The 20,858-nt window shown below is 67.2% G+C and carries 23 protein-coding genes and 1 riboswitch; of the genes, 7 read left to right on the top strand and 16 right to left on the bottom strand.

The annotated features are described in order from the left end of the window. Positions 1 to 9: 9 nt before the first annotated feature. From AX767_RS18580 to AX767_RS18555, 6 genes are read right to left on the bottom strand one after another with little or no spacing between them, the layout of a single operon-like run. Positions 10 to 780: an ABC transporter ATP-binding protein gene (locus tag AX767_RS18580; RefSeq protein WP_068632674.1), complete on the bottom strand. Its 771-nt coding sequence runs from the start codon at positions 778 to 780 to the stop codon at positions 10 to 12. Beyond that, positions 777 to 1,781 (bottom strand): FecCD family ABC transporter permease, encoded by a 1,005-nt coding sequence (locus AX767_RS18575; protein WP_068632673.1) that lies wholly within the window; start codon positions 1,779 to 1,781, stop codon positions 777 to 779. The genes AX767_RS18580 and AX767_RS18575 overlap by 4 nt, the downstream gene beginning before the upstream one ends. Further along, on the bottom strand, positions 1,778 to 2,632 hold the full coding sequence (locus tag AX767_RS18570; protein ID WP_068632672.1) for an ABC transporter substrate-binding protein: 855 nt from the start codon (positions 2,630 to 2,632) through the stop codon (positions 1,778 to 1,780). The genes AX767_RS18575 and AX767_RS18570 overlap by 4 nt, the downstream gene beginning before the upstream one ends. Beyond that, the gene (locus AX767_RS18565) at positions 2,629 to 3,201 is read right to left on the bottom strand and encodes a bifunctional adenosylcobinamide kinase/adenosylcobinamide-phosphate guanylyltransferase (RefSeq protein WP_068632671.1); all 573 of its coding nucleotides are present in this window, start codon (positions 3,199 to 3,201) and stop codon (positions 2,629 to 2,631) included. Before AX767_RS18565 ends, AX767_RS18570 begins: the two co-directional genes overlap by 4 nt. Continuing rightward, positions 3,194 to 4,555, bottom strand: a complete 1,362-nt coding sequence (locus AX767_RS18560) for a cobyrinate a,c-diamide synthase (RefSeq protein ID WP_068632670.1) — start codon at positions 4,553 to 4,555, stop codon at positions 3,194 to 3,196. Before AX767_RS18560 ends, AX767_RS18565 begins: the two co-directional genes overlap by 8 nt. Next, entirely contained in the window at positions 4,540 to 6,441 is a 1,902-nt protein-coding gene (locus AX767_RS18555; protein ID WP_082755075.1) for a TonB-dependent receptor domain-containing protein, read from the bottom strand. Before AX767_RS18555 ends, AX767_RS18560 begins: the two co-directional genes overlap by 16 nt. Before the next feature lie 89 nt (positions 6,442 to 6,530). After that, positions 6,531 to 6,790: riboswitch (cobalamin riboswitch) on the bottom strand. 42 nt (positions 6,791 to 6,832) lie between these two features. On the opposite strand from AX767_RS18555, the gene AX767_RS18550 reads away from it, so the two are divergent. The 5 genes from AX767_RS18550 (at position 6,833) to AX767_RS18530 (ending at position 9,552) form a co-directional block, all read left to right on the top strand. Continuing rightward, on the top strand, positions 6,833 to 7,063 hold the full coding sequence (locus tag AX767_RS18550) for a hypothetical protein (protein ID WP_068632669.1): 231 nt from the start codon (positions 6,833 to 6,835) through the stop codon (positions 7,061 to 7,063). Beyond that, the gene (locus AX767_RS18545) at positions 7,060 to 7,392 is read left to right on the top strand and encodes a cell division protein ZapA (protein ID WP_068632668.1); all 333 of its coding nucleotides are present in this window, start codon (positions 7,060 to 7,062) and stop codon (positions 7,390 to 7,392) included. Before AX767_RS18550 ends, AX767_RS18545 begins: the two co-directional genes overlap by 4 nt. A gap of 290 nt (positions 7,393 to 7,682) precedes the next feature. Continuing rightward, the gene (locus AX767_RS18540; protein WP_068632667.1) at positions 7,683 to 8,498 is read left to right on the top strand and encodes a sulfite exporter TauE/SafE family protein; all 816 of its coding nucleotides are present in this window, start codon (positions 7,683 to 7,685) and stop codon (positions 8,496 to 8,498) included. 95 nt (positions 8,499 to 8,593) lie between these two features. After that, positions 8,594 to 9,037, top strand: coding sequence for a universal stress protein (locus AX767_RS18535; RefSeq protein ID WP_068632666.1), 444 nt, complete (start codon positions 8,594 to 8,596; stop codon positions 9,035 to 9,037). 89 nt (positions 9,038 to 9,126) lie between these two features. Continuing rightward, positions 9,127 to 9,552, top strand: coding sequence for a universal stress protein (locus tag AX767_RS18530; RefSeq protein WP_068632665.1), 426 nt, complete (start codon positions 9,127 to 9,129; stop codon positions 9,550 to 9,552). 4 nt (positions 9,553 to 9,556) lie between these two features. Here the strand turns inward: AX767_RS18530 and AX767_RS18525 are convergent, their stop codons facing one another. The 8 genes from AX767_RS18525 to AX767_RS18490 all read right to left on the bottom strand — a co-directional run bounded on the left by AX767_RS18525 (position 9,557) and on the right by AX767_RS18490 (position 17,816). Next, positions 9,557 to 10,435, bottom strand: coding sequence for a TorF family putative porin (locus AX767_RS18525; RefSeq protein WP_068632664.1), 879 nt, complete (start codon positions 10,433 to 10,435; stop codon positions 9,557 to 9,559). Between the two features lie 101 nt (positions 10,436 to 10,536). Further along, on the bottom strand, positions 10,537 to 12,096 hold the full coding sequence (locus tag AX767_RS18520) for a malonate--CoA ligase (protein ID WP_068632663.1): 1,560 nt from the start codon (positions 12,094 to 12,096) through the stop codon (positions 10,537 to 10,539). 14 nt (positions 12,097 to 12,110) lie between these two features. Continuing rightward, positions 12,111 to 12,869, bottom strand: a complete 759-nt coding sequence (locus AX767_RS18515) for an enoyl-CoA hydratase/isomerase family protein (protein WP_068632662.1) — start codon at positions 12,867 to 12,869, stop codon at positions 12,111 to 12,113. Continuing rightward, positions 12,866 to 13,864, bottom strand: a complete 999-nt coding sequence (locus tag AX767_RS18510; RefSeq protein ID WP_068632661.1) for a Bug family tripartite tricarboxylate transporter substrate binding protein — start codon at positions 13,862 to 13,864, stop codon at positions 12,866 to 12,868. Before AX767_RS18510 ends, AX767_RS18515 begins: the two co-directional genes overlap by 4 nt. 47 nt (positions 13,865 to 13,911) lie before the next feature. Next, positions 13,912 to 15,267 carry a malonyl-CoA decarboxylase gene (locus tag AX767_RS18505; RefSeq protein ID WP_082755074.1) on the bottom strand — a complete coding sequence of 452 codons (1,356 nt, stop codon included), beginning with the start codon at positions 15,265 to 15,267 and terminating at the stop codon, positions 13,912 to 13,914. Then, positions 15,264 to 15,935 (bottom strand): GntR family transcriptional regulator, encoded by a 672-nt coding sequence (locus AX767_RS18500; RefSeq protein WP_068632660.1) that lies wholly within the window; start codon positions 15,933 to 15,935, stop codon positions 15,264 to 15,266. The genes AX767_RS18505 and AX767_RS18500 overlap by 4 nt, the downstream gene beginning before the upstream one ends. Before the next feature lie 90 nt (positions 15,936 to 16,025). Then, positions 16,026 to 16,856: a prolipoprotein diacylglyceryl transferase gene (gene lgt / locus AX767_RS18495; protein ID WP_068632659.1), complete on the bottom strand. Its 831-nt coding sequence runs from the start codon at positions 16,854 to 16,856 to the stop codon at positions 16,026 to 16,028. A 30-nt stretch (positions 16,857 to 16,886) separates the two neighbouring features. Next, positions 16,887 to 17,816 carry a LysR family transcriptional regulator gene (locus tag AX767_RS18490; protein ID WP_068632658.1) on the bottom strand — a complete coding sequence of 310 codons (930 nt, stop codon included), beginning with the start codon at positions 17,814 to 17,816 and terminating at the stop codon, positions 16,887 to 16,889. Between the two features lie 101 nt (positions 17,817 to 17,917). On the opposite strand from AX767_RS18490, the gene ilvD reads away from it, so the two are divergent. Then, positions 17,918 to 19,606: a dihydroxy-acid dehydratase gene (gene ilvD, locus AX767_RS18485; protein ID WP_068632657.1), complete on the top strand. Its 1,689-nt coding sequence runs from the start codon at positions 17,918 to 17,920 to the stop codon at positions 19,604 to 19,606. 15 nt (positions 19,607 to 19,621) lie between these two features. Here ilvD and AX767_RS18480 read toward each other — a convergent pair whose 3' ends face one another. Then, positions 19,622 to 19,879 (bottom strand): TIGR04438 family Trp-rich protein, encoded by a 258-nt coding sequence (locus AX767_RS18480; protein WP_068632656.1) that lies wholly within the window; start codon positions 19,877 to 19,879, stop codon positions 19,622 to 19,624. A gap of 79 nt (positions 19,880 to 19,958) precedes the next feature. Between AX767_RS18480 and AX767_RS18475 the strand changes: the two genes are divergently transcribed. Next, positions 19,959 to 20,264, top strand: a complete 306-nt coding sequence (locus AX767_RS18475) for a c-type cytochrome (RefSeq protein ID WP_068632655.1) — start codon at positions 19,959 to 19,961, stop codon at positions 20,262 to 20,264. A gap of 15 nt (positions 20,265 to 20,279) precedes the next feature. Here the strand turns inward: AX767_RS18475 and AX767_RS18470 are convergent, their stop codons facing one another. Next, positions 20,280 to 20,768, bottom strand: coding sequence for a Signal transduction histidine kinase (locus tag AX767_RS18470; RefSeq protein ID WP_068632654.1), 489 nt, complete (start codon positions 20,766 to 20,768; stop codon positions 20,280 to 20,282). Positions 20,769 to 20,858: the final 90 nt, after the last annotated feature.

The raw sequence follows: 20,858 nt of genomic DNA, 5'->3' as shown, positions 1-20,858 counted from the left end.
GGGGATTCCTTATCGGGGCAGCGCGATCCACTGATCGGCCACGCGGTGGATGTGAACGCGCCGGTCGAAGACGTTTTCGAGCGCGCTGTGGGTGGTCGGGTCGTCGCAGGCGCCGTCGTGCAGCACGCGGCCGCCGGCCATCACCACGAGCTGGTCGGCGGCGAGCGCCATCGAGAGTTCGTGCAGCACGCTGACGACCGTCTTGCCGGCGGCGACGAGCGCGCGCGTGGTGGCCATCCAGTCGGCCTGGTGCGGTGGGTCGAGGTTGGCGAGCGGCTCGTCCATGAGCAGCAGATCGGCATCGACGGCGAGCGCACGCGCGAGCAGCACGCGTTGCCGCTCGCCGCCGGAGAGCTGGCCCAGCGGCCGGTCGCGCCAGTCCCACGCCTGCGTGCTGCGCAGCGCGCGCTCCACGGCAGCGCGGTCGGCCGCGCTCGGTGCCGCCAGCCAGCGCTGGTGCGGCAGGCGGCCGAGCATCGTCACGTCGTAGACCATCAGGTCGTCGGCACTGCCCTCGCCCGCGCCGCCTTGACCGAGCCATGAAAGTCTTTGGGCACGCGCGCGACCGGGCATCTTGCCGAGTGGGCTGCCGAACAACCGCACCTCGCCGCTGTGCGCGAGCAGGCCGGCCAGCACCTTGAGCAGCGTCGACTTGCCCGCGCCGTTGGGCCCGACGATGCTGGTCCAGCGGCCGGCCGCGATGCGCAGGTCGATGGTGTGCAGCACGTGCGCGGTGCCGAGCGATGCGGACACGTCGCGCGCTTCGAGCGCTGCCTTCATGGCGCCGCCCTCGCGCTGCGCCGGTGCATGAGCCAGAGCAGGTAGCTGCCGCCGAGCACCGCGGTCAGCACACCGACCGGCAACTCCTGCGGGGCGATGAGCCAGCGCGCGCCGAGGTCGGCCGTCATCAGCAGCAGGCCGCCCATCAAGGTGGCGAGCACGATCAGCCCGGCGTGCGTGGTCTTGACGACCGAGCGCACGAGGTGCGGCGCGGCCAGGCCGACGAAGGCGATGAGCCCGGTCTGCGCGACCGCCGTGCCGGTCGCGAGCGCGAGCACCGCGACCAGCGCCGCACGCATCGCGCCGAGCGGCAGGCCGAGGCTGCGCGCAGTCGCTTCGCCGAGCGCGAGGCCGTCGAGCACCGGCGCGAGCGCCCAGGCGAGCAACAGGCAGAGCGCGCCGGAAGCGCCCATCACCACACACGCGCTCCAGCCGACGAGGCCGGTGTTGCCCAACATGAACGCGGTCATGGCGACAAGGATGTCGGCCGAGGCGATGGTGAAGAGATCCTTGATGGCACCGAAGACCACGCCGACGATCACACCCGCGAGCAGCAGCCGCAAGGTCTGCTGGACGCCGCGCGCCAGCAGCAAGGTGAGCAGCACCGCCGCCACGGCGCCCAGGAACGCGGCGCCGGTCACGCCGATGCGCGTGACCCACTGCGTGCTGGTCGGCGAAGCGCCGAAGAGCACCATGGCCGAGGCCACGCCCAGCGATGCGCCCGAGGCACTGCCGAGCAGGTAAGGGTCGGCCAGCGGATTGCGAAAGAGCCCTTGCGCCACCGCACCCGCGAGCCCGAGCAGCGCGCCCGCGAGCCAGGCGCCGAGCGTGCGCGGCAGGCGGATGTCCCACACGATCTGCATCGCGACCGGGTCGTGGCGCGCGACCCAGAGGCTCTCGAATCCCGTGCTGCCGATGCCGGCGCCGAGCGCGAGCGCTGCAGCGGCCAGCACCAGCAGCACAGCGCCGAACACCAGCGCACGACGGCGCTGCGTGTTCACTTCGCCTTGTCCTGCAGGCAGGCGGCCATGATGCGCGCGGCCTCGCCCATGCGCGGGCCGGGCCGCACCAGCACGTCGGACTCGGCGGCCGCGAAGCGGCAGACGCGCCCGTCGCGGATCGCCCGGATGCCGGCCCAGCCGGGCCGCTGTTCCATGCCCTGCGCACTGCGCTCGCCGACCATGATGAGGTCGGGGTTGGCGCGCACCACGTATTCGGGATTGATCTTCGGGAACGGGCCGAGCTCGGCCGGGATGATGTTCCGCACGCCCAGTCGCGTGAGCGTCTCGCCCATGAACGACGACTCGCCCGCCGCGTACGGCCCGTTGTTGACCTCGTAGTACACGCGGGTGCCCCGCACGCTCGCGGGCAGCGATTGCGCCGCCGCCGACACGCTGGCGTCGATCACGCGCCACACGCGCTGCGCATCGTCGACCGCGAGCACCTGGCCGAGTTTGTCGAGCACGCGCCGCACGTCGGCGTGGTTCTTGGGCTCGAGCACCAGCACCTTGAGGCCGAGCTGCTCCAGCCGCTGCGTCACGCGCGACGACTTCGCGAGCAGCACCACGTCGGGCTTGAGCGCGACGATGGCCTCGACGTTCGGGTCGAGCCCGCCGCCGACCTTGGGCAGCGCCTTGACCGACTCCGGCCAGTTCGAATAGCGGTCCGACCCGACCAGCCGCTCGCACCCGCCAAGCGCACACACCGATTCGGTGAGCGACGGCAACAACGTGACGATGCGTTGCGGGGGTTGCGGCAGGTTGACGGTCACGCCGCGCTCATCGGTCACATCGACCGCGTGCGCCGCGACGCAGCACACCGCCGTCGCCCACAGGGCAAGCCATTTTTTCATGAGGGTTCTTTCAGGGTGAGCGGCAGGCCTGCCGCCATCAGCGTGACGCGATCACAGGCGGCGGCCACGTCCTGGTTGAGGCGCCCGAGCGCGTCGACGAAGGCGCGCACGTCGCGGCCCATCGGGATCACGCCGAGGCCGATCTCGTTGCCCACCAGCACGACGGGGCCACGCGCTGCGCCGATCGCGGCCAGCAGCGCCGTCTGTCGTGACGACGGGACGATCGCCAAAGCCTCTTCCGGCGCGAGATCGTCCGCCGGCATCAGCAGGTTGGTGAGCCAGAGCGTGAGGCAATCGACCACCACGAGCGTATCGGGTGCGCTGTGCGCGGCGATGGCTTCGGCCAGCGCGAGCGGCTCCTCGAGGGTCGCGACCCCGGGCACGCGCAGTGCGCGATCGGCCTGGTGGCGCGCGATGCGTTCGCGCATCTCGTCGTCCCACGGTTGCGCGGTGGCGATCAGCACGGCACGGTGCGTCGGCAAGGCCGCCAGCCAATCGGCGGCGCATTGTTCAGCGCGGTGCGACTTGCCGCTCTTCTGCCCGCCGAGGATGAATTCGCGCTCAGCCATGCGGCACCCCGATCGGGCCGGTGTCGAACAGATGCGCGGTCGCCTCCGGGCTCGACGCGAACCATGCGTGGAAGTAGCTGGCCCGCACCGGTCCCTGCGCGAAGAACGCCTCGCCGGCGCGTGCCCCCGCCATGGCCTCGGCGCCCGGACGTGCGGTGTGCGCGGCCGGCATCAGCGGGGTGTCGCAGGTCGAATAGTGAAAGGTGTGGCCGCGCAACGCGTGCCCGCCGACGTGGAGCTGCTGCGGACCGAGCCCTGCGAGACGCTTGTGCATCGTGACGCGTCCCGGCAGCAGGTTCCACATCGGGTGCACTTCGCCGTCGGACGTGACCAGCGCGTCGAACAGCGCCATCATCCCGCCGCACTCGGCCCAGATCGGCTTGCCCGCCGCGACGTGCGCGCCGAGCGCCGACCGCATGTCGGATGCATCGGCCAGCGCACGCGCGTGCAGTTCGGGATAGCCGCCGGGCAACCACACCGCGTCGCAGGCCGGCAGGGGATCGGCCGCCAACGGCGAGAAGAAGACCAGCCGGGCGCCGAGCGCATGGAGCGTTTCGAGGTTGGCCGGGTAGATGAACGAGAACGCGGCGTCGCGCGCGATCGCGATAGTGCGGCCGGCCAGCAGCGGCGCGATGGCCGCAACAGGCGGCGGTGGCGCCTCGAAGCGCACTTGCGGCAGCGCGTCGAGCGAACGCTGCCCGAGCGGTGTGGCTGCGAGGGCATCGGCTGCCGCGTCGAGGCGCCGCATCGCGTCGGCCAGATCGCCGTCCGCGACGAGACCGAGGTGGCGCTCGGGCAATGCGAAGTTGGCGCCGCGCGGCAGCGCGCCGAGCCATTGTTCGGGCTCGCGCAATGCGGCCTGCAGCATGCCCGCATGCCGTTCGCCCGCCACGCGGTTGGCCAGCACGCCGGCCCAAGGCAAACCGGGCCGGAAGTTCTGCAGGCCGAATGCCAGCGCGCCGAAGGTGCCGGCCATCGCCTGCGCGTCGATGACGGCCAGCACCGGCAGCCCGAGGCGTTCGGCCAGGTCGGCGGCACTGGGGTCGCCGTCGAACAGGCCCATCACGCCTTCGACGATGACGAGATCGGCTTCGGCCGCCGCCGCATGCAGTCGCTGCCGGCAATCGGCCTCGCCCGTCATCCAGAGGTCGAGCGAGTGCACCGGCGCGCCCGTCGCGAGGGCGAGCCAATGCGGGTCCAGGAAATCGGGCCCGCACTTGAAGGCGCGCACGGTGCGGCCCTGCCGCGTGTGCAGCCGCGCGAGCGCGGCGGCCACCGTGGTCTTGCCCTGCCCGGAGGCCGGCGCCGCCACGAGCACGGCGGCGGTGGTGATGGCGTTTAAAGCGGCGTCCACTTGACGCCGATGTAGCCGGTGCGGCCGCCGGTGGCATAGCCGCGGGCCAGCGTGTAGTCCTTGTCGCCGACGTTGTCGATGCGCGCGAGCAGGCTCCACTGCGGCGTGATCTGCGTGCTGGCCGTCAGGTTCAGCAGCGTGTAGCCGCCGAGGCGGCGCTTGTTGGCCGCGTCGTCGTAGCGGAAGCCGGAGGTCTGCACCTCGGCGCCCAGCGTCCAGCCGGCCACGCGCCAGTCGGCACCGAAGCTTGCGTGCTTTTTCGCACGGCGCGCCAGCAGGTTGCCCGTGTCGAGGTCGCGCGGGTCCTGGAAGTCCATCGAGCCGCGCAAGGTCACGTCGCCGAAGTTCTGGCTGGCGCTGAGCGTGATGCCTTCGTACTCGGCGCGCGCCACGTTGCGGTAGCAGCCGAAGAGCGAAGCGCAGCCACGCGCGGTGCTGTCGTAGGTGATCAGGTTGTTCACCCGGTTGCGATACGCCACGATGCCGGCCACGGTGCCGCCATCGGCATAGCGCAGCCCGACCTCGGCGTTGCGGCTGGTCTCGGGCGAGAGGCTGTCGACACCGTATTCGCTGAAGCGCTGGTACAGCGTGGGCGCGCGGAAAGCACTGCCGACGGAGGCCGTTAGACGCCATTGCGGCGTGACGGCGAAGCCGTAGGCTGCGCTGCCGGTGGTCTTGCCGCCGAACTCGCTGTCGTCGTCGCGGCGCGCGTGCAGCTGCAGCGAGTGCGGACCCTGCACGAAGCTGTAGCCCAGGCCGAGCGCATCCTGCGAGCGGTCACGCTTGAGCAACTTGCTCGACAGGCTGACCGGCGGGTTGGTGAGGTCGTCTTCCCGGCGCTCGAGCGTCGCGGTGAACAGGTTCGCACCGAAGCGGAACTCGTTCTGGAACAGGTAGCCGCGCAGGTGCGTTTCGGTGCGGTAGTAGCTCGGCTGCGTCTCGTAGTTGCTGACCGAATCGGTCACCTGCACGCGCGTGCTGTAGATCGCGTTCCACTTCGCGTTCCAGGCGAGGCCCGCGGTGCGCAGGCGCTGGTAGCCGATGTCGTTCGGATAACTGGTTGGAGGCCGTGCGACGAACTTCGACGTGTCGTACTGGGCCTGCTGCTCGTTGTAGAGCACGGTGGCCTCGACGCGCTGGTTCGGCGTGATCTGGTAGCCGAGCTTCACATTGGCGGCGTCGGTGCGATAGCCGTCGCGGTCGGGGCTGGTGAAGCCGTCGGCCGAATACTGGGCGGTGCGGGTCACGTTGCGCTTGTCCCAAGGCTGGATGTTGTAGCCCTTGCTTTCTTCGTGCGTGGCGCCGATCGAGTAGTCGAACACGTTGCCTTCGCCGGCCGTGCCGCTCACGCCGACTTCAGCGCGGCGCAGCCCATGGCTGCCGAAGCCGATGCCGACCTTCGGCGACACACCGCCTTCGCCGCGGCGCGTGAAGAGCTGGATCACGCCGCCGATGGCGTCGGAGCCATACACCGCAGCGGCCGGGCCGCGCAACACTTCGATGCGGTCGATCTGCGAGAGCGGAATGCTCTCCCAGTTCGCGCCGCCGGTCGACTGCGAGTCGACGCGCACGCCGTCGATGTAGACCGCGGTGAAGCGCGTCTCGGCGCCGCGGATGAACAGACTGGCGTTGTTGCCCACGCCGCCGTTGCGCGAGATTTCCATGCCGGGCAGGCGCGCGAGCAGGTCGACGACGCCGACGGCGCCCGCGCGCTCGATCTGGTCACGGTCGAGCACCGAGACATCGGCCACGAGCTGCGACAACGGCTGGGGTGTGCGGTTGGCCGTGACGACGGTTTCGCCGAGGCGGGGTGGCATTTGCGCGAACGCGGCAACAGGCAGCTGCAGCAATGCAGCGGCTGCGAATAAAGAAACGCTGGTTTTCATCAGAGGAGACCGGAAGAACAATGCCCGTCACCGGCTTCCCCGCCGGTGCTTGGGTGTCATGGCGACTCCACGCGCAAAAAATCACGCGCGGCGTCGCCGCCTTGTTGGCCGGTATCCGGGCTGACAGAACGCTCGACCCCCGCCTTCCCAGGCACCTGTTTCAGGGCGCCCAGTGGCTGATGGGGGTGAGTGGTGCGCGAAGCGTGAACTCCGGCACCGTCTGCTTGACCGTTGCGGGGGCAGCGCAGGTGGCTCCGCACTTCGTGACACCGAAGGGCTCGACTCCTGCTTCCCGTTGAACTGCGGCGCGTGAACCACGCCGCGAAGCACCAACGGGCAGGATTCTAAATTGAAAGGGAATGCAAACCGGAGGAACCTACAATCCCCGACCATGTCCGCCGCCAGCCCCATCAATCAGATCGCCGAGCGTGTCGAGCGTCTTCTGGTCCGCCACGAGGAGGTGCAACGCACCAATGCGCTGTTGCAGGAACAGGTCGATGCACTCACGCGCGAGCGCGATGCGCTCAAGTCGCGTCTGGGCGCAGCGCGCACAAGGCTCGATGCCCTGCTCGACCGGCTGCCGCCCGAACCCCCACCTGCCGAAGATTCCCACGCCGCATGAAGCAAATCGAAGTACAGATCATGGGCCAGAGCTACCTGCTCGGCTGCCCCGAAGACGGCGAGGCGCAGTTGCGTTCTGCCGTCGAACGCGTCGATGCCGCCATGTGCAAGATTCGCGACGCCGGCAAGGTGAAGGCCCGGGATCGCATCGCGGTGCTGGCATCGCTGAACCTGGCGTTCGACCTGATCCAGTTGCAGGACGCGCCCGCCGCGCCGGCGACCGAGGTGGCGATGCCCGCGCGCAACGACACGGACATCGACGATCCGCGCTTGTCGCAGCTCGTGCAAAGACTGGACCATGCCCTGGCGGGCGATGGTCATTTGCTCTGAGCGCCTACACGTCGCAAACGTTGCGGGCGTAAAATCCCTTCTGTCTGCAGTGCGCGTCGGGCTTAATATTTCCTTGTTCCAATGCTCTCCGGAGCCGGGCTTGGTACATCGCTTGACGGGTGTGATCATCTCGCGTCAGATGAACCCGAAGTCTCGCTGCCCTCGCCCACCTGAACCCTGGTTCAGGATGCGGGTCCGGCGCTCACACTGCAGACACCTTTTTCGATGAAGCCACGGCCCTGCAATCCTTTGCAGGGCCGTTTCTTTTTTGCCTCCGGACCCGCAACGCCATGACGCTCGAACCCCTCCTCATCGTCGAACTCGCCGTGCTCGGCCTCGGCACCGGTTTCCTCGCGGGCCTGCTGGGCATCGGCGGCGGCATGCTCATGGTGCCGTTCCTCACCATCATCCTGGCCAACCGCGGCGTGCCGGCCGACCTGGCCGTCAAGATGGCGATTGCGACCTCGATGGCGACGATCATCTTTACCTCGATCTCCAGCGTGCGCGCGCACCACAAGCGCGGCGCGGTGCGATGGGACATCGTGAAGCGGCTCGCACCCGGCATCGTGATCGGCAGTCTCATCGGAAGCCTCGGTGTGTTCGCGCTGCTCAAGGGGACGGCGCTCGCGATCTTCTTCGCGCTGTTCGTCGGCTTCTCGGCCACGCAGATGTTCCTCGACAAGAAGCCCAAGCCCACGCGGCAGATGCCCGGCGCGGGCGGGCAGCTCGCCGCCGGCGGCGTGATCGGTTTCATTTCTGGCCTCGTCGGCGCCGGCGGCGGCTTCATCAGCGTGCCGTTCATGACCTGGTGCAACGTGGCGATCCACAACGCGGTCGCGACGAGCGCGGCGCTCGGCTTTCCGATCGCGGTGGCCAACGTGGTCGGCTACATCGCGAGCGGCCAGTCGGTGCAGGGCTTGCCCGAAGGCGCGTTCGGCTACATCTGGCTGCCGGCATTGGCGGTGGTCGCCGTGTGCAGCGTCTTCACCGCACCGCTCGGTGCCCGGGCTGCGCACAGCCTGCCCGTGGGCAAGCTCAAGCGCGTGTTCGCCAGCATCCTGTACGTACTGGCTGCCTACATGCTCTGGAAGGGCCTGCGCGGCTGATCGATTCGGCGCCGGCGCCGGCGCCGATTTTTGAACACGCTGATGGGAGCGCTACGCGGAGCGCTCCGCTCTTCACCCATTTGCCGGAGATTTTCATGTTCCAACGCATCCTCGTCGCCACCGATGGCTCTGCGCTGTCCCGCAAAGCCGTCAAGGGCGCCATCTCGCTCGCTGCGATGAGCGGCGCGGAACTGATCGCGCTCACGGTCGTGCCACGCTACCCGACCAGCTACCTCGACGGCGCGGCGGTGTTCGCGCCCGAGGACGTGGCCCGGGTCGAACGACAGTGGGCCGAGGCCGCGCAGACCACGCTCGAAGCAATCCGCAAGAAGGCGATGGCCGAAGGCGTCAAGGTCAAGACGGCGACGGCGAGTTCGGACCGCGTGGCCGAATCCATCATCGCCGCGACGCGAAAGCACGGCGCCGACCTGATCGTGATGGCATCGCACGGACGCAAGGGCATCAAGCGGCTCTTGCTCGGCAGCGAGACGCAACACGTCCTGACGCACTCGACCGTGCCTGTGCTCGTGCTGCGCTGAACGGGATGCGGGTGAACCCCGTGAGCCGGTTGCGATGGCCGCCCGTATAACGGTATGGCACCCAACCGCTTTCACAGAGGAGCAGAGCCATGAAGATACTTGTCGCCGTCGACGGCAGCGCTTTCACCCGCAAGGCGCTCGATTACCTCGTCACGCACCGCCACATGTTCGTGGAAGGCAACCATCTGGTGGTCGTGCACGTTTGCATGGGCATTCCGAACCACGTCGCCAAGCACGTCTCCAAAGATGTCGTCGACAGCTACTACACGGAAGAAAGCGCCAAGGTCATCGACCCGTTGAGAGCGTTCTTTGCGGAAAAGAACATCACCGACTATTCGCTCGAAGTGCGCCACGGCCATGCAGCAGAGGAGATCCTGCGCACCTGCCGCGCGACCGGCGCCGAGCTCATCGTGCTCGGAACGCACGGCCACGGCATCTTCGGCCGCGCGCTGATGGGCTCGGTCGCGACCAAGGTGATCGGCGAGGCGGACATCAGCGTGCTGCTGGTGCAGTAGTCGTTCAGAAGCTCTTGGTCAGCGTCGCGATCAAGCGCGGCTTGTTGATCGACTGCGTCTGGATGCCGACCGGGCCGAATCCGACGTCGTAGCCAGGGTTCACGGTGGCCAGGTACGCTTCCTTCTTGTTGCCGCCCTGGACCGCTCCGGCCAGCGAGAGCCCGCCGCCGAAATCGTAGGAGGCGCCGACGTTGTAGTCGACGTAGCTCTTGTAGCCGGTGCTGCGGCGGATGTCGCTGTTCAGGTGGGTGTAGCCGACTGCGGCCTTCAGCGTGAGGTGAGGCGCCACTTCCTTCGCGTACGACAGGTTCAGGTAGCCGGTGTTGCGCCCCTGGATGCCGGAGCCGTTCGCGCTACCGGCGAAGCCGAAGTAGTCCCTGGAGACGGTGTGCGAGTACTTGAGCGTGACAGCGCCGAGCTGCTCGTTGGCGTAGGTCGTCGCGGCGTAGAGCTCGGTGGTATTGCCGAGGCGATTGCCCGGGTACACATAAGTCAGCGCACCGAAGTCGAGGTCGAACAGTCCGGCTTTCATTTTGTAGCCGCCGTAGAAATCCATTTCGACGCTGTTGCCCGAAAGCCAGTTGACGCTCGAGTTCCAGTTGCCGACATAGAAACCGCTGTCGCCGAAAGCGTAGTCGAAACCGCCCTGCACGGCGGGCTTGATGCCACGTTTCTTGTAGTTGCCGTCGTGGCCGAGCGTGTCCTGGTCCTGACCACGGAACTTGTAGTGGGTGGTGAACGAGATATTGGCGGTCAACGGCGCTGTGACGGCCGGCGTGGCCGCTGCGGCGCTGGCGTCGGAAGGCGTCGCTTGCGCGAACGTGAGGCACGAGGCCGTTGCGAAGACACCGGTGAACCCGGCCTTGAGAACGAGACTTTTCATTGCGCTGTGGAGTTGTTGGAAGACGGCCGCCAGCGTAAGCACGACCGCATAAAGGCCGCGTAAAAAGAAAGCCGCTTCGCGCAAAGACTGGCAGCGACGTCTTATGGCCTGGCCGCGAACAGCGCCTGGTGCTGCTCCCTCAGCAACGCCTTCTGCACCTTGCCCATGGCGTTACGCGGCAACTCGGCCACCACGAAGCAGCGCTTCGGAATCTTGAAGTTGGCGAGCTTCGACTTGAGCTCGGCGAGCATCGCATCGGCATCCACCGTGGCACCGGGGCGCGCGATCACGATCGCCACCCCGACCTCGCCGAAGTCTGGGTGCGGCACGCCGACCACTGCACTTTCGGCGACGCCGGGCATGTCGTTGAGGTAGCCCTCGATCTCGGCAGGATAGACGTTGTAGCCGCCGCTGATGATCAGGTCCTTGCTGCGGCCGACGATGGTGATGTAGCCGAGGCCGTCGATCCTGCCGACGTCGCCCGTCTTGAAGAAGCCGTCCGCGGTGAACTCTTCCTTCGTCTTCTCGGGCATGCGCCAGTAGCCGGCGAAGACGTTGGGCCCGTCGACCTCGATGCCACCGATCTCGTCGGTCCCACAATCGCGCGCCTCCTGCCCATCTTCACTCGCGCGCACGCGCAGTTGCACGCCGGGCAACGCGAAACCGACCGTGCCGCCGCGCCGCTCACCCTGCACCGGGTGGTAGGGGTTGGAGGTGAGCATCGCGGTCTCGCTCATGCCGTAGCGCTCGAGGATCGTGTGGCCCGTGCGCTGCTTCCACTCGTTGAAGGTTTCGATGAGCAGCGGCGCCGAGCCCGCGATGAAAAGGCGCATGTTGCGCACTGCCTGCTTCGTGAGGGCGGGCTCGGCCAGCAGGCGGACGTAGAGCGTCGGCACGCCCATGAACACGGTCGCATCGGGCAGTCGCTCGACGATGCGCTTCGCGTCGAACTTGCCGAACCAGAGCATCTTGCTGCCGTTGAGCAGCGCCCCGTGGATCGCCACGAACAGGCCGTGCACATGGAAGATCGGCAGCGCGTGAATGAGCACATCACCTTCGGACCAGCCCCAATAATCCTTCAGCACTTCGGCGTTCGACAGCAGGTTGCGGTGCGTGAGCATCGCGCCCTTGCTGCGACCGGTGGTGCCGCTGGTGTAAAGGATGGCGGCGAGGTCGTCTTCGGCCTTGTGCGCGACGGTGTGGTGGTCACTGCACAGCGCGGCCACCTCCAGCAACGTGCCGGTGCGGTCGTCGTCGAGCGTGAACACGTGCCGCGTGCCCGCGGCATTGGCGATCGGGCCGACCCAGCTCGCGTTCTTGCGGGTGCAGACGACCACGGCCGGCTCCGCATTGCCGATGAAGTAGTCGATCTCGGCGCTCTGGTAGGCGGTGTTGAGCGGCAGGAACACGAAGCCGGCGCGCAGGGTCGCGAGGTACAGCAGCATCGCCTCGACCGACTTCTCGACCTGCACCGCAATGCGGGCGCCGGGTTCGAGGTCGAGCGCATGCAGCAGGTTCGCGATGCGCGCGCTGGCGTGGTCGAGGTCGCGCCACGAATAGTGCAGGCCGTTGTCGGTCTCGACCGCGATGCTGTCGAGATCGGCCGGAAACGCGGCGCGCAGTGCGGTGAACAGGTTGGCGTTGGGGGCGGTCTTCGTCATGGTGTGCAGAGAAATCAGAATTCGGCCGGGCGCTTGGCCAGGAACGCCGCGATGCCTTCATGGTGTTCCGCCGAATCGGCGTAGTCGTAGGCGGTCGGCAGCATGGCCGCGATGGAATGGAGCGCGGCAAAGGTGCCCTTGTTGAGCCGCGCGGCTTGCGGGGCCAGCGCAGCGACGCGAGCGGCATGGGCCGCTGCAGCGGCGGCCACGTCGGCGTCCGGCAGCACCTTGAGCAGGAAGCCGGCGTCGTAGAGCCGTGCGGCATCGTGCACGCCGGCAGCCAGCAGCATGTCGCGCGTTAGCACATCGCCGACCGCGCCGTGCACCAGCGCGGCTTCACGCGGGGCCATCGGAAAGCCCAGCTTCGCAATCGGCGCACCGAACGTCGACGATGCACCGGCCAGGCGCACGTCGCAGCAACTTGCGATCTCCAGGCCGGCGCCCATGCAGGCGCCGTCGATCTGCGCGACCAGGGGTACGGGGCAATCAAGCATCGCCTGCAACCCGGCCCAGACCTCGTCTTCATGGAAGGCGCGCAGGCTGTCGATGTCGAATCGAAACGACGGGTATTCCGAGATGTCGCCGCCCGCGCAGAACGCACCGCCCTCGCCGCGCACGACGATGCAGCGCAGGGAGTCGTCTTCTGCGGCGCCGATGAACACATCCCGCAATTCGCGCCACATGGCCCGCGTCATCGCGTTCAGGCGCGACGGGTTCGAAAGGGTGACGAAGGCGATCGGGCCTTCGCGCTGCAGCCGCACGGACAGCGTCATTCGAGCTTGGCCCCCGACGCCTTGACCACGGTGGCCCAACGCTTGATTTCGGCATTGACGAAGCTTGCGTATTGCGGCCCGACAAGGTTGGGAATTTCCGACCCGTTCGCCGCCCAGATCGTTTTCAGCTCGTCTGCGGCCCAGGCCTTTTTCACGTCGTCGACGATGCGCGTCTGCACGTCGGCCGGCGTGCCCTTGGGCGCCCACAGGCCGTACCAGGTTGTCACCGTGTAGTCTGGCAAACCAACCTCGCTGGCGCAGGGCACATCGGGGAACGCGGGGTTGCGCTTGTTGCCCGAGACCATCAGCGCCTTGATGCGGCCGCCCTTGATGTGCTGCGCCGACGAGCCGAGCCCGTCGAAGCAGACATCGACGTTGCCGGCGATCAGGTCTTGCAGCATGGGGCCCGCGCCGCGGTAAGGAATGTGGGTGATGAAGGTGCCCGTTTGCTGCTTGAACAGCTCGCCCGCCAGATGGTGCGACGTGCCCGCGCCGGCCGAGCCGTAGTTCATCTTCGCGGGGTTCTTCTTCGCGTAGGCAACGAATTCCTGCAGTGTGCCTTGCGTCACCCGCTTCGGGTTGACGACCACCACCTGCGGCGCGTTGGCCAGCAGCATGAGCGGCACGAAATCCTTCTCGATGTCGTAGTCGAGCTTGGGGTAGATCGATGGCGCGATCGCGTGGTGCACAGCGCCCATGAAGAGCGTGTAGCCATCGGCCGGCGCCTTGGCCGCGATGCTCGCGCCGAGCGTGCCGCCGGCGCCGCCGCGGTTGTCGATCACGAGCGTCTGGCCGCTCACGCGCGTGAACTGCGCCGCGAGCGGCCGCGCGAACGCATCGGTGCCGCCGCCGGCCGGGAACGGCACGATCAGCGTCACGGGCTTGGTCGGCCAGCCGGCCTGCGCACGCGCCGCGCCGCCGAGCACGGCTGCGCTCGCTGCGGCCATGCGCAGCACGCCGCGGCGCGGCACCTGAAAGTCGAAACGGTCTGTCATCGGTCTTGTCTCCTGTCGTTGTGTTGTTTGTCTCTGTCTTCTTGTTGTCAGTTCTTGAAGAACAGACTGTCGATGTCGCCCGACACCGCCACCCTGCCCGTCGCCAACCAGCCACGATGTTTGTCGAGCCGCTTCAGGTCGTAAAGATAGTTAACCATGAGGCCGTACGACTGCTTCAACCCCTTGGGCGACGGATCGCCCGCCCAATTGAGGCGCTCGATGCGCGCGCCGTTGCCGAGATGAAAGCGCGCGACCGGGTCGGCGGGCTTGCCGTCGACCAGGGCGCGGCCGAGGTATTCGGCCGCGCCCTGCAGCAGCCACTGGCGCAGCGGCGACCTGGCGCTGCGCAGCGTCGCATCGTCGAGCGCGGACAGGACGCGCTCCGCCGTCGGCGGCAGCGACCCGACCAGCCGGCCGATCTCGGTGGCGCGCTTGTCGTCGAGCCTGGCGAGCATCGGCCCGGCATTCTTGGCGAGCCAGCTGCGGAAGCCCGGAATCGGCGACAGCGTGGCGAAAGTCTTCAGTCGCGGCAGCTCCGTCTGCAACTGTTCGACCACGCGCTTGATCAGCGAATCGCCGAAGCTCACGCCTCGCAAGCCGGCCTGCGTGTTGCTGATCGAATAAAAAATCGCAGTCGTCGCCTTGGCGGCCGGCATGGGCAGCGCGGCCTCGTCGAGCAGCGGCATGATGCCGTCGCTGATGCGGTCGACCAACGCGACTTCCACGAAGATGAGCGGCTCGTTCGGCAGCCTTGGGTGAAAGAAGCCGTAGCAACGCCGGTCGCCGTGGTCGAGACGGTTCTTGACGTCGGCCCAGCCCTTGATGTCGTGCACCGCCTCGTAGCGGATCAGCTTCTCGATCAGCGACGCGGGCGAATCCCAGTCGATGCGCCTGAGCTCCAGGAACGCGACGTCGAACCAGGTAGAAAAGAGATGTTCGAGTTCGGCATCGAGCGCGAGCAGCCGCTTGTCGGCCTTCAGGCACGGCAGCAACTCGGCACGCAGGTCGACCAGAAAGCGCATGCCTTCGGGCTCGACCGCAAAACGTTGCAAAAGGCGCATGCGCGGCGAGACCAGCGCGTTGCGCAACTTCATCTCGGCCTGCCCTTCGTCGGGCGTACCGACCGCGGCTTCGTGGTGGTCGCGCGCCGCCTTCAGCTTGGCCGCGTCGGCTGCGAAATGGTCGCTCATAAGCGACCAGTAATCGCGACGCTCTTCGGGTGCGGCCGCGGCGTAGGCCAGTGCCACCGCGTGCGCGCGGCGGCCCCCCTCGACCTCGCTCACCCGCGGATCGATCACCGCCTGGAGGGCCGCAAGCACCTTGCGCAGCGTGCGCGGCGGCAGGGCCTCGTCGGCCTTGCGCAGCGTGACCAGGAGGCGCTCGTGCGTCGTTCGCCCGCTCATGAGGCGACCCTCGATTTCTGCTGCTGGCGCGCGACCTCGCGCAAGGCTTCGCGTTGGCGGGTGAGGTGGGTGCGCATGGCGGCGTCGGCGCCTTCGCTGTCGCGCGCCTTGAGTGCAGCGAACACCGCCAGATGCTCCGACAGACTTTGCGCCAACCGGCCCGGCGCGTGCAACTGCTGCAGGCGCGCAAGCTTCAGGATCTTGCGCAAATCGCCGATCACCTGCGCGAGCCAGCGGTTGTCGGCCAGTTGGATGATCGCCTCGTGGATCAGAAAATTGGTCGCGTAATACGCGTTGATGCGCTTGGCGCCGGCGTGGCGCACCAGCTTTTCGTGCAGGGCGTCGAGCTGCTGCAGTTCGGCATCGCTCGCGTTGCGGGCGGCCTCGAAGGCGCAGCGACCTTCGAGCAATGCGATGACCGGGAAGATCTCGTCGAGGTCGCGCTCGGTCACCTCGCGCACGAAGCAGCCGCGCCGCGGTTCATGCCGCAACAGACCTTCGGCAGTGAGCACCTTGAGCGCTTCGCGCAGCGGCGTGCGCGAAATCGAGAGCCGTTCGCACAGCGTCACCTCGTCGACGAAGCTGCCAGGCGCCAGCGTGCCGTCGAAGATCTGCTCGCGCAGCGTGGCGGCGACTTCGTCGTGCAGGGAGTTGGCAATCAGACGCATCGGCGGCCCCGTAATTTCCTGTAATTACGCGTAATTGTGGGTGCCGACATCGGGCCGCGCAAGCCGGTGCGCGGCGTGATGTCTCGGTAATTACCCTGCAGCCTGGGTGCGTGCCGGCGGGCGTCGAGCAGCCCAGAACCAAAGCCCGATGCCGAACAGAATCATCGGCACGCTGAGCCATTGGCCCTGGCTCAGGTTGAGCGCCTGCAGGCCCAGGAAGTCGTCCGGCTCGCGATAGAACTCGGCGATGAAGCGCATCACGCCGTAGCCTGCGCAGAACACTGCTGCAACCTGGCCGGTCTTGCGCTCCCGGCGCGCGTAGAGCCACACGATCACGAAGAGCAGCAACCCCTCGAGCAGGAACTGATACACCTGCGACGGGTGGCGCGGCAGCATCGATCCGCTTTGTGGAAACACCATGCCCCACGGCAGGTCGGGGCTGCTGAAACGGCCCCACAGTTCGCCGTTGATGAAGTTGCCGACGCGGCCCGCTGCGAGCCCGGTCGGCACGCACGGTGCCACGAAATCCATCACCTGCCAGAACGGCCGCATGCGTGACCGCGCAAACCAGACCATCGCGCCCATCACACCCAGAAAGCCGCCGTGAAAGCTCATGCCGCCCTGCCACACGAAGAAGATTTCGAGCGGGTGGGAGAGGTAATAGCCGGGCTTGTAGAACAAACAGTAGCCGAGCCGGCCGCCGACGATGACGCCCATCACGCCGAGAAAGAGGATGTCTTCCACATCCTTGCGGCTCCAGGCCGAAGCGCCGGCGAGCGAACGGTACGGCTCATGTCGGAGCCGGTGGGTGCCGAGGAAAAAGAAAAGCGCGAAAGCGGCCAGATAGGTCAGGCCATACCAGTGGATGGCGATCGGACCGAGCTGGAGCGCGACGGGGTTGATCTGGGGATACATGAGCATCGCGCGATTGTGCCGCGCCCGACGTGGCCGTCAGCCGCGTGTTGCCTTGACGAAAGCGACGAAGCGCGCGAGCGCCGGATCGTCGGACGCCGCCCGCCACACCAGGCTGGTCTGGCACGCCGGCAATGTCTTGCGGCGGCGCGCGGTCGTCGCGAGCTCGCCTGCCTTGCGGTAGACGACGCCTTCACGCCGGAACTGCGTGACGCTTTCGGGCACCCAGGCCACGCCGAGGCCGCCCCACACGAGATTCACGATGGTCTGCATCTGGATGGCCTCCTGCGCGACCACCGGCATGCGTCCTGCCGCCTGGTAGAGCGCGTAGATGGCGTCGTGCAGCGACGGCACGATGCGTCGCGGGAAGATCACCAGCGGCTCCGCCAGCACGGCATCGAGCGTCAGCGGCTCGGCGCCGGCGAGCGGGTGCGCTGTCGGCAAGGCCAGCACCAGCGGCTCTTCCGACACCGGCAGCCGGTCGAGTTCGGGCGGCGCGAAACCGGGCGAATGCAGCATCAGCCCCGCATCGATCTCGCCGCGGGCCAGCGCGTCGAGCTGCACATCGCCGGTCGCCTCGACCAGTTCGAGCGCAACCTCCGGGCACTGCGCGCGAAACTCGCGCACCCAGGCCGGCAGCGTCTCGAAACCGATGGTCGAGACGAATGCCAGCCGGACTCGGCCGACCTGCCCTGCCGCCGCCGCTCGTGCCCGCAGCGGCAAGGCCTGCGAACGCGCCAACAGCTCGCGCACGTCGGGCAGCAGCGCCTCGCCTGTCGGCGTGAGCGCGACGCGCCGTCGCGTGCGGTCGAACAGCAGCACGCCGAGCGTCTTTTCGAGTTGCGCAATGGCCTGTGTCACGGGCGGTTGCGTCATGTGCAGGCGAGCGGCCGCTCGGCCGAAATGCAGCTCTTCGGCCACGGCGACGAACTGGCGCCAGGCGCGCAGGTCGATGAGCGTTTCTTTCATACGCCGAGCATATCAATCTGGCCAATGAATAGGATTGGAAGCAATCAATACTTCGTCGGATACTGGGCGTCCACGATTTCCCCAAGAGAAAAGAGACCGCCATGGCCGACACGCCGATCAACCGCCGTTCCCTCAACATCGTCGAAGGCAAGAGCCGCGCGCCGAATCGCTCGATGTTCTACGCGATGGGCTACGAAGAAGCCGACTTCAAGAAGCCGATGGTCGGTGTCGCGAACGGCCACAGCACCATCACGCCCTGCAACTCGGGCCTGCAAAAGCTGACCGACGCGGCCATCGAAGCCATCGAGGAAGCCGGCGGCAACGCGCAAGTTTTCGGCACGCCGACGATTTCCGACGGCATGGCGATGGGCACCGAAGGCATGAAGTTTTCGCTGGTCAGCCGCGAAGTGATCTCCGACTGCATCGAGACCTGCGTCGGCGGCCAGTGGATGGACGGTGTGCTGGTGGTCGGTGGCTGCGACAAGAACATGCCGGGCGGCATGATGGGCATGCTGCGCGCCAACGTGCCGGCCATCTACGTCTACGGCGGCACCATCCTGCCGGGCCGCTACAAGGGCCAGGACCTGAACATCGTCAGCGTGTTCGAAGCGGTCGGCCAGAACGCCGCCGGCAACATGAGCGACGAAGACCTGCTGCAGATCGAGAAGCGGGCCATTCCGGGCACGGGCTCCTGCGGCGGGATGTACACGGCCAACACGATGTCGAGCTCGTTCGAGGCGCTGGGCCTGTCGCTGCCCTACTCGTCCACGATGGCCAATCCGCACGACGAAAAAGAAAACTCGGCGAAGGAATCGGCCAGGGTGCTGATCGAGGCGATCCGAAACGACCTGAAGCCGCGCGACATCGTGACGCGCAAGGCCATCGAGAACGCGGTCGCCGTGATCATGGCGACCGGCGGCTCGACCAACGCGGTGCTGCACTTCCTGGCGATCGCGCACGCGGCCGAAGTCGAATGGACCATCGACGACTTCGAGCGCATGCGCAAGAAGGTGCCGGTGCTGTGCGACCTGAAGCCGAGCGGCAAGTACCTCGCGGTCGACCTGCACCAGGCCGGCGGTATTCCGCAGGTCATGAAGATGCTGCTCAAGGCGGGCTTGCTGCATGGCGACTGCATCACCATCACCGGCCAGACCATCGCCGAAGTGCTGGCCGATGTGCCTGACGTGCCCCGGGCCGACCAGGATGTGATCCGCCCGTTCGACAAGCCGATGTACGCCGAAGGCCATCTCGCCATCCTGAAGGGCAACCTGTCGCCTGAAGGCGCGGTCGCCAAGATCACCGGCCTGAAGAACCCGGTCATCACCGGCCCCGCCCGCGTGTTCGACGACGAGCAGTCGGCGCTGGCCGCCATCCTGGCCGGCAAGATCAAGGCGGGCGACGTGATGGTGCTGCGCTATCTCGGCCCCAAGGGCGGCCCGGGCATGCCGGAAATGCTGGCGCCGACCGGCGCACTGATCGGCGCGGGCCTGGGCGAAAGCGTGGGCCTCATCACCGACGGTCGCTTCTCGGGTGGCACGTGGGGCATGGTGGTCGGCCACGTGGCACCGGAAGCGTATGCGGGCGGCACGATCGCGTTCGTCCACGAAGGCGACTCGATCACCATCGATGCCCACAAGCTGGTGCTGGAGCTGAATGTGCCGGACACCGAACTCGACAAGCGCCGCGAGGGCTGGAAGGCACCGGCGCCGCGCTACACCCGCGGCGTGCAGGCCAAGTTCGCTTTCAACGCGTCGAGCGCGAGCTCCGGCGCGGTGCTGGACAAGTATTGATCGCCTCGCGGTGGCTTACTTGCGCCGCTTGGTCGCCGAGCGGCTGTTGAGCATCCCGAGCGCACTGCGTTGCCGATCGATTCGGTGGGCCTTGCGCTCGTTTTCTCTTTCGATCACGCGACGCTTGGTGTAACCCGACGCATCGGCATAGGACCACCAGGCGATCGCGAGCGCGAACGGAATCAGCACGACCCACCAGCTCAAGGTGGCGACCGGACCGATTTCGAGATATTTGAGTGCCACGCCGAGCAAGCCCAACATCAAAAACCACATGGCGAATCCTTCAGTGCATTCGCACCTTGCTGTCTACAATTGTGGATTGAATGTAACTCACTGTTTACGAAGTCACACCATGAAAAGAGCCTTGCTGCTCGCTGTCGCCGGTCTGGCCCTCGCGGCACCCGCGTTCGCCGACCTGGCGCTCGCGACCTCGAAAAACTGCATGAGCTGTCACGCGGTCGAGCGCAAGGTGCTCGGACCGTCGTTCAAGGACATCGCGGCGAAGTACAAGGACAACAAGGGCGCCGTGGACCTTCTGGCGACCAAGATCATGAAGGGCGGCGCTGGCGTGTGGGGCCCGGTACCGATGCCGGCCAACACCCAGGTCAGCGACGCCGACGCGAAAAAGCTCGCAGCCTGGGTGCTCTCGACAAAGTGAGCTCCGGCCGCGGGGTCACGCGAACGGCGATGGCGTGACCGCTGGCTGTGGCGCGGTCACGGCCATGGCTCGACGCTCCAGCCTGTCTTCAAGCTGGCCGATGTGCGCGGCGATCGTGTTGTCGACCTGGTCCACGCGGACCAGCACGGCTTGCTGCATGTCGGTCGCACGCGCGGCCTGCTTTTGCGCCTGCGCTTCGATGAAGTTGCGCAGTTCGGTGAACCGCGAAGCTTCGGCCTTGTCAGCGAGCTCGCGCTGGACCTGCATTTCCTTGCTATGGCGGCGGGCGTCGATCATGACGGTGCTCTGCAGGTAGAACACGTAGAAGAGGAACATCAGCCCGAGCAAGGCGGTGAGGCCCAGCATGATCAGCCCGAGTGGGGCCGACACCGTCATGAAGCCGATCCACATGTCGACAGGCGTGACAAGCGCGCCCCAATTCAGGGTGGCGAGCGCCACGATCAGTACCACCACCAACGACAAAAGTCCCAAACGCCATCCCATGATTCAGTCTCCTCGAACAATCAGGGCCCGTTTGTAACGCACAACGGAGAAGGGCCGCGTCGGACGCGGCCCTTCGGGCGTAACGTGATG

The organism is Variovorax sp. PAMC 28711 (assembly GCF_001577265.1).
Lineage (GTDB): Bacteria > Pseudomonadota > Gammaproteobacteria > Burkholderiales > Burkholderiaceae_C > Variovorax.
This window is presented reverse-complemented; position numbering and strand designations above follow the sequence as displayed.